13 protein-coding genes are annotated in these 15,157 nt (G+C 38.9%); 8 read left to right on the forward strand and 5 right to left on the reverse strand.

All coding sequences use genetic code 11. From position 1 onward, the window contains the following. Nucleotides 1-28: 28 nt before the first annotated feature. Together QL995_RS01155 and QL995_RS01160 are read right to left on the reverse strand one after the other, a co-directional pair. Nucleotides 29-286 (reverse strand): hypothetical protein, encoded by a 258-nt coding sequence (locus tag QL995_RS01155; protein ID WP_007580737.1) that lies wholly within the window; start codon nt 284-286, stop codon nt 29-31. Between the two features lie 92 nt (nt 287-378). After that, nucleotides 379-1,119, reverse strand: coding sequence for an antibiotic biosynthesis monooxygenase (locus QL995_RS01160; RefSeq protein ID WP_282114064.1), 741 nt, complete (start codon nt 1,117-1,119; stop codon nt 379-381). 344 nt (nt 1,120-1,463) lie between these two features. On the opposite strand from QL995_RS01160, the gene QL995_RS01165 reads away from it, so the two are divergent. Continuing rightward, nucleotides 1,464-1,796, forward strand: coding sequence for a PBPRA1643 family SWIM/SEC-C metal-binding motif protein (locus QL995_RS01165; protein WP_010552992.1), 333 nt, complete (start codon nt 1,464-1,466; stop codon nt 1,794-1,796). Nucleotides 1,797-1,906: 110 nt separating this feature from the next. Here the strand turns inward: QL995_RS01165 and QL995_RS01170 are convergent, their stop codons facing one another. Both QL995_RS01170 and QL995_RS01175 read right to left on the reverse strand, forming a co-directional pair. After that, nucleotides 1,907-4,975 (reverse strand): efflux RND transporter permease subunit, encoded by a 3,069-nt coding sequence (locus QL995_RS01170; protein WP_290291814.1) that lies wholly within the window; start codon nt 4,973-4,975, stop codon nt 1,907-1,909. A gap of 2 nt (nt 4,976-4,977) precedes the next feature. Next, nucleotides 4,978-6,060: an efflux RND transporter periplasmic adaptor subunit gene (locus QL995_RS01175; RefSeq protein ID WP_197150268.1), complete on the reverse strand. Its 1,083-nt coding sequence runs from the start codon at nt 6,058-6,060 to the stop codon at nt 4,978-4,980. A 122-nt stretch (nt 6,061-6,182) separates the two neighbouring features. Here QL995_RS01175 and QL995_RS01180 point away from each other — a divergent pair, with 122 nt between their 5' ends. The 4 genes from QL995_RS01180 (at nt 6,183) to QL995_RS01195 (ending at nt 9,527) form a co-directional block, all read left to right on the forward strand. Next, a complete protein-coding gene (locus QL995_RS01180; protein ID WP_290291821.1) occupies nt 6,183-7,085 on the forward strand; it encodes a LysR family transcriptional regulator in 903 nt (300 codons plus the stop codon). Continuing rightward, nucleotides 7,075-7,380, forward strand: coding sequence for an MGMT family protein (locus tag QL995_RS01185; protein ID WP_290291823.1), 306 nt, complete (start codon nt 7,075-7,077; stop codon nt 7,378-7,380). The genes QL995_RS01180 and QL995_RS01185 overlap by 11 nt, the downstream gene beginning before the upstream one ends. A 311-nt stretch (nt 7,381-7,691) precedes the next feature. Next, complete coding sequence (locus tag QL995_RS01190) at nt 7,692-7,922, forward strand: hypothetical protein (RefSeq protein ID WP_231609613.1); 231 nt, start codon at nt 7,692-7,694, stop codon at nt 7,920-7,922. 153 nt (nt 7,923-8,075) lie between these two features. Beyond that, nucleotides 8,076-9,527 carry a flagellin gene (locus tag QL995_RS01195; protein ID WP_290291831.1) on the forward strand — a complete coding sequence of 484 codons (1,452 nt, stop codon included), beginning with the start codon at nt 8,076-8,078 and terminating at the stop codon, nt 9,525-9,527. Nucleotides 9,528-9,581: 54 nt separating this feature from the next. On the opposite strand, the gene QL995_RS01200 is transcribed toward QL995_RS01195, so the two are convergent. Further along, complete coding sequence (locus QL995_RS01200; RefSeq protein ID WP_290291833.1) at nt 9,582-10,211, reverse strand: hemolysin III family protein; 630 nt, start codon at nt 10,209-10,211, stop codon at nt 9,582-9,584. A 219-nt stretch (nt 10,212-10,430) separates the two neighbouring features. On the opposite strand from QL995_RS01200, the gene QL995_RS01205 reads away from it, so the two are divergent. The 3 genes from QL995_RS01205 (at nt 10,431) to QL995_RS01215 (ending at nt 15,106) form a co-directional block, all read left to right on the forward strand. Then, nucleotides 10,431-12,782: a TonB-dependent receptor gene (locus QL995_RS01205; RefSeq protein WP_290291836.1), complete on the forward strand. Its 2,352-nt coding sequence runs from the start codon at nt 10,431-10,433 to the stop codon at nt 12,780-12,782. An 88-nt stretch (nt 12,783-12,870) separates the two neighbouring features. Then, nucleotides 12,871-13,221, forward strand: a complete 351-nt coding sequence (locus QL995_RS01210; protein ID WP_197188480.1) for a hypothetical protein — start codon at nt 12,871-12,873, stop codon at nt 13,219-13,221. A gap of 400 nt (nt 13,222-13,621) precedes the next feature. Continuing rightward, complete coding sequence (locus QL995_RS01215) at nt 13,622-15,106, forward strand: cellulase family glycosylhydrolase (protein ID WP_290291839.1); 1,485 nt, start codon at nt 13,622-13,624, stop codon at nt 15,104-15,106. Nucleotides 15,107-15,157 lie beyond the last annotated feature (51 nt).

Consider the following 15,157-nt stretch of genomic DNA (forward strand, 5'->3'; position numbering starts at 1 on the left):
AAAGCCCAAATTAGCGCTTAATGTTTAGCTATTGAATGCTAAAGCCAATATAAAATAAGAGTATACCTAAATAAATTGTAATCGCCGATAACGAGTTTTTAGAGCGCAGGCGCTTAACAAGGTCGCGTGTGCCATCAACCATACCGGAAATAACCAGTAGTATGCCCCCTGTAAAACGGTAGTTGTTTAAGTTCACGTTACCACTATCGTCAGTTATAAAGCGTAAATAACCAAAAAGTATAAAAAGACTGCCTGCTATTAGTACTGCAATTTTAAAGTTTTCCAAGGCTTTTCCATAATATTGAGTTAGATATTAAAACGCCACTGAGTCTAGTCAGTGGCATTTAACTATATTACGAATTTGGTATTTATCCATATTTACTTTGCAAAACCACCTAGAGGCTTTAATAGAAGTGGTGACAGTGCAGCATGTTTATCGGTTAGTTCTTTAGGTAAATCACCCAAATGAACCATACGTGTTGGTGTTGCTGCAGCAATCCAGCGCTCTGCATGATCATCCCAGTTTTGGATGTGTATGTGCGAGGCTTCTAAATCTCTAAAGCGCTCATAAACCATAATATCGCCATCTTCAGACATGTAATATTGGTAATTTAGTGTACCAGGCTCTGTTTTTGCACGTTCTACTTGTGAATTCATTACTTCACGAAAGGCATCTAACTGGCCAGGGTTTAGCTTGGCTTCAACAATCCAGCCAAAATTATCAAATGTCGTATCACCGTTTTTGTTAATTTGACTCGTTTGTTCTTCTTCGCGAGAAAAGCCACCAAATGGTTTTAGCCAAAGAGGGCTTAAAGCCGCATGACGCTCACGAACATCATCAGGTAATTCGCCTAAATGCACCATGCGTGTAGGTGCAGCAGCCGCCATCCAACGTGCTGAATGATCGTCCCAATTTTCAATATGTTCGTGTGAAGAGTCTGCATCAGCAAAGCGTTCGTAAACTAAAACATCGCCAGCATCAGACATATAATATTGATAATTTTTAGTGCCAACTTCATTAAGTGCGCGATTAACTTGTGAATTCATCACCGCTTTAAAGTTTTCAAGTTCACCAGCATTAAGTTTAGCTTCTACTATCCATCCAAAATTTTTAAACATGACTTTCTCTACTTAAATAAATTTCCTCTGTATAAGTGAGGCTAAAAAGTTAAAGGCAATTTCTATCGCCCTAGTTAGCATACCTATCGCTTAATTGGTAAGTGCTTAGATAACGAAGCTAAGTGTACAGAGTATTTAAATATTGATAATAATCGCATTTATTTAATCAGTTTATAGTAAATCTATATAATAGTGGTTAGCCTATTTTGCAGGCCATTTAAATTTTTAAGTTAAAATTGCTTTATAGACGTGTTGTTAAGCTATTTACAAGTACACTTAGTTATATGAAGGGTAAGCTGTTAAGATGCGCCGTCTTAATAATGTAGAAAGGTTATAGAAGTAACATGTCAAAATTTTTCTTTATGGGTAAGCCCGACATAATGGGTAAAAATAACAGTAATGGATTTGCGCCAAATCGTACTGCAAAGGTAGGCACAGAGTTGCATCCGTTAACGCTAATTGTAAACTCAGCTGAACGACAATCGGAAATAGAAGCAATACTAGAAGAGCATTCGCTGTTTGCTTCAATTGAAGTTAAAGCAGACGTACCAGAAGATATTCGCGAACTAGACTTTGCGCTTAGCAAGTCAACACCACAAGTATTTGATAAAGTACCAGAGCGTAACGCACCTTGTGTATGTGGTAGCGGCAAAAAATATAAAAAGTGTTGCGGTTAGTTTCTTAACAACTAAATATGTAGCCTTTCTTTTTTAATCGGTATTAAATAAAAATGCCACAGGATTTTGAGCCTGTGGCATTTTTTAATGTTAACCAATTATATGTTTAACTACTTACGTGGCTCGTAATCAATTCTAAATATAACCGTGTAAAGTACTGGCACTACAATGAGGGTTAGTATGGTGGCAAAGCCCAAACCGAACATTATGGTTACCGCCATTGACTGAAAAAACACGTCAAATAGCAGCGGGATCATACCCAAAATAGTAGTTATAGCTGCCATTGCAACTGGTCGTACACGGCTCACACCAGAGTCAAACACGGCTTCATAGGGCGATTTACCTTCCCTTAATTCAAGATTTATTTGATCAACTAATACAATACCGTTTTTAATTAGCATACCGCTTAAGCTTAACAAACCAAGTAGCCCCATAAAGCTAAACGGCGCATTCATAGCTAACAAACCCGCGCTTACACCAATAATAGCCAACGGCACAGTTGCCCAAATAACAAGTGGCTGTTTGAGCGAGTTAAAAAGTAGTACGGTTACTGCAAACATAGCTAAATAGCCCAGTGGTAATGAGCCAAATATTGCTTTTTGAGCTTTGCTTGATGACTCAAATTCGCCGCCCCATTCTAGTTGGTAACCACGTGGTAGTTCCATGTTCTCTATTGGGCCGCGAATACGCGCAAATAATTTAGCGGGCGTTTCGTCCCCTAATACATTGTGATCGGCCATTACTGTAATAGTACGTTTGCGATCGCGGCGCATTATTAGGCTGTCTTCCCACTGCACATCAAATTCGTCTACAACTTGAGTCACTGGTACAAATACACCCAATACTGGGCTGTATATTTGAAGGTCGTGTACGCTTTCTACGTTTAAGCGCTCGTTAGCAGGAGAGCGAGCAATAATGGGTAGCAATTGGGTACCATCGCGATATACACCCACTTGTTTACCCGATAAGCTCGTTAGTAATACATTGTCTAAGTCTGATTTACTAATACCTAATCGACGTGCTTTTTGCTCGTTAAATTGCGGGCGAATCATTTTGGTACGTGCGCGCCAGTCATCACGAATATTGTATGCACCATCGTCGCTACCAATCAATTCTTCGGCTGTAGCAGCGAGTTGTCTTAAAACAACAGGATCAGGGCCCGAAAAACGTGCTTCTATTTTTGCATCAGTAGAGGGGCCGATTTCCATCGGTTTAATTTTAAGCTGTGCAGAGAGTGCATGATTGCTTGAGTAATCACGCACTGTTTGCATTACAGTTGCTACGGCTTCTCTGTCGGCAACACGAATAATTAATTGGCCGTACGCTGGGTATGATTTTTCTGGCGCGTAGGTAAGCATAAAGCGCGGTGCACCTTGGCCTGTAGTACTTGTTACTTCTTCAACAAGGTCTTCTTTTTGCAAAAACTCTTCAAGCTTTTTAACGCCCTCAAGGGTTGAACGAATATCAGAGCCTTGCTCTTGCCAGTAATCTACATAAAACATAGGTGTATTAGAGGCAGGAAAAAACGACTGTTTTACAGAGCCAAAACCAACAACCGCAGTACACAGTAAAACAACCATTAATATAAGCGTGGTTTTTCTAAAGTGCAGCGCTAAATCTAAAATCGCTTTGTAACCGTTAAAAATAAAACCTTTATATGGGTCTTCATCTTCTTGGCCTTCTTCGTTTTTAAATTCGTTTTCTTTAAACATTAAATTGGCAAAAAATGGCGTTAGCGTAATGGCTGTTATCCAGCTTAATAAAAGCGAAATAAACAACACCCAAAACAAGCTACCGGCAAATTCACCACTGGCATCAGAGCTTAAACCAATTGGCGCAAAGGCAGTGACTGCAATAACTGTTGCACCTAATAAAGGCCATTTTGTTTGCTCGACAATATTAATAGCCGCTTTGAGTTTTGTTTGGCCACGTTTAAGGTTTATCAGTATGCCTTCAGTGACGACTATTGCGTTATCAACCAGCATCCCTAGAGCAATAATAAGTGCCCCAAGCGATATGCGTTGCAAGTCGATAGCAAACAACTTCATAAATATAAACGTACCCAGTACAGTAAGCAGTAAAATACCACCAATTAAAATGCCGCTTTTTAAACCCATAAATAACAGCAGTACAACAATAACAATCGCAATGGCTTCAAGTAAGCTGATAATAAAACCATCAACCGATTTTTGAACCTCTTGTGGTTGGTTGTATACCGAATTTATGTGAATACCATGAGGGCGTTGATATTCAAGTGATGCTAAATGCTCGTCTATGTTTTTACCCACATCAACCACGTTAACACCCGACATAAACGACACGCCAATAAGTAAAGCTTGCTGAGAGTTATAACGAATAATGTTATTTGGTACTTCTGCGTACTCTCTGTAAACCTTTGCTACATCGCCTAAGTAAATAAGCTCATTGGCACCTGATTTTGAAATTAATAAGGTTTCGAGCTCTTTTACATCTTTAAATTCGCCAGTAGGATGCAAGCGAATTGATTCATCGCCCACGCGAATTTTACCCGCGTTAGATACCGTATTTTGCGATTGCAATAACTGGAATATATGGCTTGGCGCAATACCTAATTGAGCGAGTTTACGCGTAGAAACTTCAACCATTACTTGCGCTTGTTGTTGGCCCGCAACGGTTACTTTACTAACGCCTTTAACCAATACCAGTTCGCGCTTTAAAAAATCGACGTAATCTTTAAGCTCATCATACGAATAACCATCGCCGGTTACCGAATACATAACACCGTAAACATCGGCAAAGTCGTCCAAAATAGTGCTTGGGTAAACACCACTAGGTAATGACGGAGAAAGGTCGTTAATTTTACGACGCATTTCATCCCAAATTTGGCGAAGCTGCTCTTTACGATAATTGCTTTTCATTTCTACAGAAATTTGTGATTTACCGTTAGATGAAATAGACGTAACGTAATCAACATAAGGCAATTGCTGAATCGCGTTTTCAATCGGAAAAGTAACTTCTTCTTCAACTTGTTGCGGCGACGCGCCAGGGTACATAGTAATAACCATGGCTTTTTTAAGCGTAAACTCAGGGTCTTCTAGTTGCCCTAAATCAAAGTACGACACACTACCGCCAATTAATAGCAGCAGCGTAAACATCCAACTGATTACTTTTTTCTCTATGGAGAGTTGTGCAAAGCTCATAATTATAAGCCTCGCTCTTTATTCCATGCTCTTACTTTCATGCCTTCTTTTAGTGAATGCACACCGGCAGAAACCACAATTTGGCCTTCTTCAATACCGCTTAATACTTCAATACCATCGCGGTGCAACTGGCCAACCTTTACAGCTTGTTTATGCACTTGGCTAGTTTTTGAATCAAAAAGCCATACGTAGGCGTTATCTTCAATTGATTCTTGCGGCTCAGAAAACACCGACTCGATAGGTAAGATTGTATAAGCAACTTGCGAGCGCGTTACTTTACTTAAATCAATAAGCACGCTACCCGTCATACCGGCTAGTAAATTAAAGTCCTCAGGTACTGGTAGCGAAAATACAACCTTATAAGTAAGTGTTGCAGGATCTGCTTGGGTATCCCACTCTTTAATATCAAGTATGTATTCTTTGTCGTCAAAGCCATCAAACTTTACAGTAGGGTGATAATCGGTGCCTTTTTTAAAGCGAGCGACAATTTTTTCAGGAACCTGAATTTCTACGTCCATTAAATCGCGTGTTTCTAAGCGTAATATATTTTGCTTTGCTTGAATATTTTCAAAGTTTTTAACAAACACCTTAGCCACTGTGCCTGAAAATGGTGCGCGTAGTTCACTGTACTCAAGGTTCGTTTGTGCAATTTTAAATGCAGATTCAGCAATTTGCATATTAGCAGTGGCTTGATCTAATTCTGATTGGCTGGTGATTTTTTTCTCAAACAATTGCTCAATACGACCAAGTTGTGATTTTGCCAATTCAAAGCGCGCTTTACGTTCGTCAAACTGTAATTGAAAATCTTCTGGATCCAGTTTTGCTAATAAATCACCTTTTTCAACGTGTTCACCAGCAAGCACAGGAAACTTAACAAGTTCGCCGTTTACCCTAAAAGCAAGGTACGAGCCTTGGTTTGCAACAACTTCAGCAGGAAAACTACGAATGTTAATTTGCGTATCATGACCTATGTTGAATAATTTAACAGGGCGAATAGGCTCTTCTTTAACTTGTTGTTCTGGCTCAGAACAGGCTATTAAGCTAAGTAAGGTCGTTGTTAATAAACATAGACGAAAGAGTTTCATGTCTTCTCCGTTGCAATGATGGCAAAATAATTAAGTGCAGCATACGCTGCAAACATATAAAATAAAAATCATTAAATTTTAGAAACTCAATAAGTTTTATTTATGATGTTGCAGAGCGGTATATGAAGCTGAATCAATTAATAATTTTAGATGCCATAGTGCAAAGCGCAAGCTTAAGCGGAGCAGCATTAAAGCTACATAAAACGCAGCCCGCGCTTACACTCGCAATTAAAAACTTAGAAGCCAAAATAGGATTTGAGTTACTAGACAGAAGTAAGTACCGATTACAGCTTACTGAAAAAGGGCGTGTTTTTCACCGCGAAGCGCAGCAACTACTGCATGCCAACGACGAGCTAGCACAGCTCGCTAAAGAATTGGCACTCGGTAATGAACCCCAATTTAGAGTTTGTTACGAGCAACTTTGTCATATGCAGAGTTACAACGAGATCATAAGTAATACTTTTAGGTTGTTTACCAGCACAGAGTTTAGCTTAACAAGCGGGAAGCGCTTTATTTCGTTAGAGCAAGTAAATAGTGGGCAAGCCGAATTAGGCATTGGCCCGTGGTTTGATTTATTTCATGCGACAGGCGATTTAGAAAGTGTACCCATAGGCAGGCTTGATATTGGTATTGTGAGCGCTAAAGGCTTGCTCCCTCAAAAACTCACCTATAGCGAACTGCAAACGTATCCGTGTTTAGCCATGTTTGAAAGTGACTTGAGTATCGACAGCGACAGGCTATCGTACTCAAAAGGCTCCGCCATGATGAAAATTGATGATGTATCGACCCTAAAATCGTTTTTACTCTCAGGTGCGGGTTGGGCAATGATGAGCCTAGAGCACTGCGACCCTGAAATAAAAGCAGGCTTACTTCAAGAAATACACATAACTGACCGAGAGCATAAATTTAGCGCGCAAATTAGAGCCTTTAGGCAGCATGCAATGCACCACGGCCCTGTAGCGCGTACTATCTGGGAGCAATTTAAACAATTAAGTAAGGAATATTCTAACAACAATGGATATTGATAAAGAAACGCTTATTTATACTGTTATCGCAGGCATACCAATAGGCAAAGTAGCAAGTTACGGGCAAGTTGCAGCTCTTGCAGGCTACCCGCAAAACTCACGGTTGGTGGGGCGCTTATTAAAAATGATGCCAAACGACTCGGTTATACCTTGGCATCGCGTAGTGAATAGCCAAGGTAAAATATCATTCCCTGAAGATAGCGAAAAATACCAAGAACAGCGCGAAAAGCTACTATCAGAAGGTGTGCTGTTTAAAAGCGACAAAGTGAATATGCGCGAGTGCAGGTGGGAGTGATGTGACTATTATGGGCAGGTAAGGTGCGAAGCCACGCCATCCGACAAAAATGATGAATTTACTACAAACAACTAGACTTACCGCGTTGATGAAACTGAAGATTACTTTTTAAAGCAAAATATCAGTTTTGAGTGTTTTATAACTTGGGAGTTAAGTGGGTGAGCAAAGAGATGGACGGCTTTGTGCTAACTGCAGACGGTCAGATGTCATAATGTCTGAAGTCAAGATTTGATAACCATATAGAAAGCTCTTTGAGTTTTCCGATACAGTTGTGTTAACCAAAACATAAACTGTACCTCGAGGAACTTAGTATGAAACTATATGGTGGAATTGACTTGCATTCAAATAATAGTGTGATTGCTATTATTGATGAACAAGGTGAAACGCTTAGCTGTAAGCGTTTAAATAATGACATGTCTGTCATTTTATCTTTTTTAGCCCCTTATAAAGACAAGCTAGCAGGACTTGTTGTTGGATCAACATTTAATTGGTATTGGTTAGTTGATGCATTAATGGATGATAAGCTTTGTTGTTTTGTTTAATACTGATTCATCATACTTCACATCTCCTTCAACACATGCTTAGAGAGCCTAATTGTTTTTTATTTTAAGAACCTTTAAAGATAAAGCTTTATAGTGGCTTAAATAATGCATGTATTTTGTATGAATCATGCTGAAACTTAAAAGGACGTTTTAATGGCGCTATCAGTAGTAACAAATACAGCATCACTCAACGGGCAGCGAAACCTTAATAAATTCGGTAAAGACCTTGAGGTTTCAATGCAACGTCTATCTTCAGGTATGAGAATTAATAGTGCAAAAGATGATGCAGCTGGTATGCAAATATCAAATCGTTTGACTTCCCAAATTAATGGTATATCAGTTGCTCAACGCAATGCCAATGATGGAATATCTATATCGCAAACTGCTGAAGGAGCTATGGAAGAGTCTTCGAGTATCCTACAGCGAATGCGAGTATTGTCTTTACAATCTGCGAATGGCTCAAATAATGGAGATGATAGGGCTGCACTACAAAAAGAAGTGACAGCGTTGCAGCAAGAAATAACCCGCATAGCGGAAACTACTCAATTTGGAAGTATTAGTTTACTTGATGGTACGTTTGGTACAAAGCAGTTTCAGGTAGGTGCTAATGCAAATGAAACAATTAATTTAAATTTGAATGATGTTTCTGCTGACGCTATTGGAATTTATAAAATTGAACCAATTTATTTTCCTGCAGCACCATACCCTTTAGATACAATTACATCTTTGAGGTTTTCAACTTCTGATTTATGGACCTTAAATGGCGAAAGTATCAGTATTCCAGCAGGTACTGGAGCTAGTATTGTTGCTGACGTTATTAACAATAGTGGTGCTGATGTACTTGCCTCTACAAAGTTAGAAGCTCGGATAGAAGGACTAACTTCAGCAGATAATGGTGTTATGAGCTTTAAGAAGGGAGGCATAGTTATAGATAGCTATGATCTGAGTAAATATAGCGGTAACTTTGACAGATTAATGGAAGATCTTCAGTCTGATGGTTATGAAGTGATAGAAAGAGATAATGTAGCAGGGGCTACATCCACTTCATTTGATGTGTTCGGTGTTGATGTTGATGGCTTAGATATGACATCATCTCCAACAGTTAAGCTAGGCCAACTTGTTGATGGCGCTCCAGTTGGTGCTCTACAGTCACCAGTAAACCCTAACAATGGAGCATCTGTTTTCTCTAAATTAGAATTGTCCTCTTCAGATGAAATTAGCGTCAATGGAGGAGATGTTAATCGTTACTTAAATGTACCTCAAACTGGTGGAGTAAGTATATTAGATCATGTTGATGACATAGATATCTCAGGTGAAAACTCTGATGGGGCACAATCAGCTATCGAGGTAATTGATGCTGCTTTAAAACAAATAGATGCAAATAGAGCAAATTTAGGTGCAATACAAAATCGACTTAATCATACGATTAATAATTTAGCAAATATTTCTGAGAATGTTTCTACTTCCCGCAGTCGTATACAGGATGCCGATTTTGCTATTGAAACAGCTATAATTACAAAAAATCAGATATTACAACAAGCTAGTACTACGGTTCTCGCTCAAGCAAATCAGGTTACTCAAGCAGCCATTAATTTACTTGGCTAAATTACGTAGTCATAAATTTGAGCTATTCGAATTATACAAGTAGTTCTAGCTTATTTAATAAACGTAATTGCTAATTGAAATATAATGGCAAACACACCCAGCAATAACAAATAAGTGCCAAATTGCGTGGCTAAATTGGGTGCTTTTAGCGCTGTAAAATAATGTACCTAAACTATAAAAAATACCGCCGGCAAGTAGCCAATAAAGTGCTTTTACATCAACACTAGAATAAAGTGGATACACTATAGCCAGTGCAAACCAACCCATGAGCAAGTAGGTGGCGAGTGATATTTTTTTATTACCGTTTTTTACAAATACTTTGTACGCAACTCCTGCTAGTGCCACAGTCCAAATAAATGTAAGTGTGGCCCATGACCAAGCACCGGTTAATGAGATTAATAAAAAGGGAGTGTAGGTGCCGGCAATTAATAAGTATATGGCGCAGTGATCGCACTTTTTATAAAAGGCTCTTAAGCGCGGTTGAATACTGGCGTGGTACAAAGTGGACGACAAAAACAGTACAAATAGACTGCTGCCATAAATTACAGTACTTACATACGCTTTAGTGCTGGTGGCTTGGCTAAATAAATCCCACATAACAAATGCGGCAAATACAATACCAAGTGCATGGCTAATTACGTTTAGTTGTTCTTCTTTTTTAGAATAGGGCGCTTCTAACGACATAACAGATCCTACCACTATTTGAATGAATTTTAGTGTACAAGTGTACGCTGAGTTTTTCAATATTATAATTTTTATATGAATACAATAATTTATTGTTTTTCATAAAGTTGAAACATCAATTTAACCAACGCGTAATTAATAAGACGTAAAAAAGTCGTAATAGTTCGTTAGATTACTGGTAATTCCTAAAAACAATTAACCGGACGAACAGTGAAAAACATGAAAAATAAATTAACAACACGGCCTTTTCTTAAACTTACTAAATTGTCTGTGGCGATGATTTGCGTTACATCAACAAATAGTTTTGCAGATCAAACCATAAATAAAGAACTTGATGAAATAGTGGTTGTTGCTCAAAAGCGTGCGCAATCAATACAAGATGTGCCCGTAACAATAAGCGCCTACGATGGCGACTTTTTAGAAAGCTTGGGTATAGGTGAACTAGATACTTTATCTGAAATAACACCAGGGCTTGTTATTCAAGAGCAAAGCCCTAACAACCCGGGCTTTGTAATTCGTGGTATTACGTCTGATAGTGGGTCGTCTCAATCATCCCCTCGTGTGTCTATTTATTATAACGGAGCAGATGTATCACGCTCTCGTGGCTCATACTTTGAGCTTTTTGATGTAGAAGGGATTGAAGTTGTTAAGGGACCACAAGCGACACTGTTTGGAACAGCAGCTTCTGTAGGTGCTATTAGTGTAGCAACACGTAAACCAGAAAAAGATTTTTCGGCTCAATTAAAAGCATCCGTTGGTAATTACTCGGCCAAAGGTGCTAGTGGCTTTGTAACGGGTGGCAATGATTTATTGCAAGGCCGTGTTGCTTTTACTTATCGTGAACGTGATGGGTTTATAAAAAATATTGCAGGAGATAGTAACTCCCAAAATCCGGCTGGGTTTAAGCAAGATGATATGCATGCTATTGAGCGTTTTTCTTATCGTCCGTCTTTACGTATTACACCTAGTGACGATTTAACGATTGACTTGGTGTATACGTATGAAAAAAATGATGATTCGGGTACATCTTTTAAAAATGGGCTTTATGCACCAACCGGTGGTGATACAAGTCCATATAGCTTTGTTGAAATGCCAGGTAGTCCGTATGCAGAGTCTGTGTTTGGAAAAAAAGACTTAGGTGTGGATCGCACAGTTAACGATTTAAATTTGACTGTAAATTGGGATGTAAGTAACGATTTAACAATCACCTCAATTACTGCAGGGCGTAATTTTGACTCTTTAGAAGTGTTTGATGCTGATGGTACGCAAGCATGGTTTTTAGAATTTGCAGAAGCTGCTGAGGGCGATCAATTTAGCCAAGAATTACGCGCTGTTTATACGCAGAATAAGTTTACTAGTATTTTTGGTGTGAGTTACTTTGAAGAAGATGGTAGCCAGCGTATTCCATTTAGTACAGAGGAGTCTATATTTTTAAATTGCTTGGGCGTATTGGGTTCAGGTGTTCCTTGTATTAATAATGATGGAAGCGTTAATATTTTAACGTCAGCATTAACAGGTGGTGCAATAAACGAGTTGCCATATTCACTAGAGTTTACAAACTATGGTGAAAACAAAGCGTATTCAGCGTTTGCTGATGTAACTTATGCTGCAACTGAGGCACTAGAGTTAACAGCGGGTCTTCGTTATATTAAAGAAGAAAAGCGCAGTGGCTATAGCTCTGCTGCACCCAATAGTGTTTTAACACAAGCGCCATTGTTTACGGTTGATACAAATGGTGAAACATTCTATGGCGATGCTGATTATGATGATTGGCTGCCACGTTTTAATGCGCTTTATATAATAAACCCTACTACAAATATGTATGCGACTATTTCAAAAGGGCGTCGTTCGGAAGTACTAGAAGTGAGTTCGGCTAACAACGAACAAGGAAATGTCGAAGCCTCTATATCAGAAGTCCCAGCGGAAATTATTTGGAACTACGAAACCGGTATTAAAGGCAAAGCGCTTGACGGGCGTTTAGATTACTCTGTCGCTGTATTTTATCAAGATTACTCTAACTTTCAGGTTACGTTACAGGATGATGAAGGCGTTGCGTTTTCTGCTGATGCGGGCTCTGCCATTAATGTTGGCGCAGAGGCTGAGGTAAGGGCGTTAATTAATAATGAGTTTGAGGTATTTGCCAATACGGCTTACCTTGATGCTGAAATAGATGATGATAGTAATAATGGTAACCTCGCAGGCAATAAATTTAGACTACAACCAGAGTGGACGTTTAGTACGGGGCTGTTTTATTCAACAGAATTGTCGAACTCACTTAATTTAACGAGCTCTTTAATATATAGCTACCGCTCTGAAGTGTTTTTTGAGCCAGCAAATGTGCCAATATCAGGCTTAGATATTAGCCAACCAGCGCTTGGATTAGTCAGTGCGCGCTTAGGTATCGCAAATGGTGATGACTGGGCTGTTAGTGTATTTGCTAGTAACTTATTAGATAAAGAGTATTTAGTTGATGCAGGTAATACTGGAGGGGGATTTGGCAACCCAACATTTGTTGCAGGGGCACCTCGCTTTGTTGGTATTGAGTTAACTCTCGGGTTTGGTGGACAATAATACATTTAACTACTTGATATTTTAATTGAGCCACTGCAAAGTGGCTTTTTTATGTGATCACGTTAAAGTGAATTTATATTAGGTAAAAATGAAACAAGATCTAAAAGCTGCTTTACTTACCGCCATTGTTTATCCTGGAGCGGGGCATTTTTCTTTAAAAAAACACCTTATAGGCGCTATTTTTGCGGGTGTATTCTCTGTTCTTTTAATTTTAACCTTTCAAGATATATTTGCGATTGCACAGTGTACTGCAAATGAAATTGTAAACGGAAAAATCCCCATGTCGGTTACGGCCATTTTAAAAGCAGCGCAACAACCATCTGACGCTTGCGCTCAACTCGCTGAATATAAGTATGTACCTTTAATGATTATAATTTGGGTGCTGAGCATTATGGATGCATACCGTTTGGGCAGAAAAGCGCTGCCCACTAAAAAATAAGCCACTTAATCAGAACTCGGTTTGGTTGGCTTATTAATTTTCTTCCCGCATATTTATCCCTGATATTTAGCTATTATTGATGGCGGTAATAATTATTATTACCGCCTTTTCATTTTTATACATATTTTTTGTAACCGAGATTTTTTGCCCGCATCATGTAAACATCGTGTAAATGCCTGTATATACCCAGTAAAATCCTCAAACCTCGTTAAATCGCTCACTTGTTGATATTTAGTTAACTAAAATCCTTATCTTTGTACCTTTTTATTCATTTAATGTTAATAAATAAATGGTACTTTCTGCTCGCCAAATTAACTTTATTTGACTATTAAGTATTGGTTTGGTGTCAATTTATTACGTCAAGCAATGACGACTGATAATTTCAATTTAAGGAAATACGATGAATAACAGTTCAAATAATCACAAAAGAAAGGATTTTAAAGTGGCGAGCTTATCGTTAGCTTTATTATTAGGATGCTCAACAATGGCCAATGCCGCTGTTGAAAAGTTAACGGTGAGTGGAAATCAAATTCTTGCGGGTGGGGAAAGCACAAGCTTTGCAGGACCTAGCCTATTTTGGAGTAACACGGGGTGGGGCGCTGAAAAATTTTATACAGCAGAAACAGTAGCAAAGGCAAAAACTGAATTTAATGCAACATTAATTCGTGCCGCTATTGGCCATGGTACGAGTACTGGTGGTAGTTTGAACTTTGATTGGGAGGGCAATATGAGCCGTCTTGATACTGTTGTAAACGCAGCTATTAGCGAAGATATGTACGTTATTATTGATTTTCATAGCCATGAAGCACATACCGATCAAGCAACTGCAGTTCGCTTTTTTGAAGACGTAGCTACCAAATATGGGCAGTACGACAATGTTATTTATGAAATTTATAACGAGCCGTTACAAATCTCATGGGTTAACGATATTAAGCCTTACGCAGAAACAGTTATTGATAAAATTAGAGCAATCGATCCTGATAACTTAATTGTGGTTGGAACGCCTACGTGGTCGCAAGATGTTGATGTGGCATCACAAAACCCAATTGATCGTGCCAATATTGCTTACACTCTGCATTTTTATGCTGGCACGCATGGTCAATCGTATCGAAATAAAGCACAAACAGCACTCGATAACGGCATTGCACTATTCGCCACAGAGTGGGGAACAGTTAATGCTGATGGCAATGGTGGTGTTAATATCAATGAAACCGATGCATGGATGGCATTTTTTAAAACAAACAATATTAGCCACGCTAACTGGGCTTTAAACGATAAAAACGAAGGTGCATCGTTATTTACTCCAGGCGGTAGTTGGAATTCACTAACATCGTCAGGCTCTAAAGTTAAAGAGATCATTCAAGGTTGGGGTGGTGGTAGTAGCAATGTTGATTTAGATAGCGACGGGGATGGCGTAAGTGACAGCCTTGATCAGTGCAATAATACTCCCGCAGGTACAACGGTTGATAGTATTGGTTGTGCAGTAACTGACAGCGATGCCGATGGTATTAGCGATAATGTTGATCAATGTCCTAATACACCAGTAGGTGAAACTGTTAATAATGTAGGTTGCGTTGTTGAAGTAGTTGAGCCACAAAGCGATGCGGATAACGATGGTGTGAATGATGATATTGATCAGTGCCCAGATACACCTGCAGGTACTAGTGTTGATACAAATGGATGCAGTGTTGTAAGTTCAACAGATTGTAACGGTATTAATACATACCCTAATTGGGTGAACAAAGATTACTCAGGTGGTCCGTTTACTCACAATAACACCGACGATAAAATGCAATATCAAGGTAATGCATACAGCGCAAATTGGTATACAAACAGCATTCCAGGAAGTGATGCTTCGTGGACGCTTCTTTATACTTGTAATTAAGCACGTTTTATAAAATATGCGAAGAAGGTAAATAATACATTTACCTTCTTT

It is taken from the genome of Pseudoalteromonas sp. APC 3358, assembly GCF_030408075.1.
In the GTDB taxonomy this organism is placed as follows: Bacteria; Pseudomonadota; Gammaproteobacteria; order Enterobacterales; family Alteromonadaceae; genus Pseudoalteromonas; species Pseudoalteromonas arctica.

What these genes read in the sequence shown, in the direction of transcription:
- QL995_RS01180 (WP_290291821.1), top strand. Translation starts at nt 6,183, where the DNA reads ATGAAGCTGAATCAATTAATAATTTTAGATGCCATAGTGCAAAGCGCA.
- QL995_RS01175 (WP_197150268.1), bottom strand. Translation starts at nt 6,060, where the DNA reads ATGAAACTCTTTCGTCTATGTTTATTAACAACGACCTTACTTAGCTTA.
- QL995_RS01210 (WP_197188480.1), top strand. Translation starts at nt 12,871, where the DNA reads ATGAAACAAGATCTAAAAGCTGCTTTACTTACCGCCATTGTTTATCCT.
- QL995_RS01160 (WP_282114064.1), bottom strand. Translation starts at nt 1,119, where the DNA reads ATGTTTAAAAATTTTGGATGGATAGTAGAAGCTAAACTTAATGCTGGT.
- QL995_RS01190 (WP_231609613.1), top strand. Translation starts at nt 7,692, where the DNA reads ATGAAACTATATGGTGGAATTGACTTGCATTCAAATAATAGTGTGATT.
- QL995_RS01195 (WP_290291831.1), top strand. Translation starts at nt 8,076, where the DNA reads ATGGCGCTATCAGTAGTAACAAATACAGCATCACTCAACGGGCAGCGA.
- QL995_RS01165 (WP_010552992.1), top strand. Translation starts at nt 1,464, where the DNA reads ATGTCAAAATTTTTCTTTATGGGTAAGCCCGACATAATGGGTAAAAAT.
- QL995_RS01170 (WP_290291814.1), bottom strand. Translation starts at nt 4,975, where the DNA reads ATGAGCTTTGCACAACTCTCCATAGAGAAAAAAGTAATCAGTTGGATG.
- QL995_RS01215 (WP_290291839.1), top strand. Translation starts at nt 13,622, where the DNA reads ATGAATAACAGTTCAAATAATCACAAAAGAAAGGATTTTAAAGTGGCG.
- QL995_RS01200 (WP_290291833.1), bottom strand. Translation starts at nt 10,211, where the DNA reads ATGTCGTTAGAAGCGCCCTATTCTAAAAAAGAAGAACAACTAAACGTA.
- QL995_RS01205 (WP_290291836.1), top strand. Translation starts at nt 10,431, where the DNA reads ATGAAAAATAAATTAACAACACGGCCTTTTCTTAAACTTACTAAATTG.
- QL995_RS01185 (WP_290291823.1), top strand. Translation starts at nt 7,075, where the DNA reads ATGGATATTGATAAAGAAACGCTTATTTATACTGTTATCGCAGGCATA.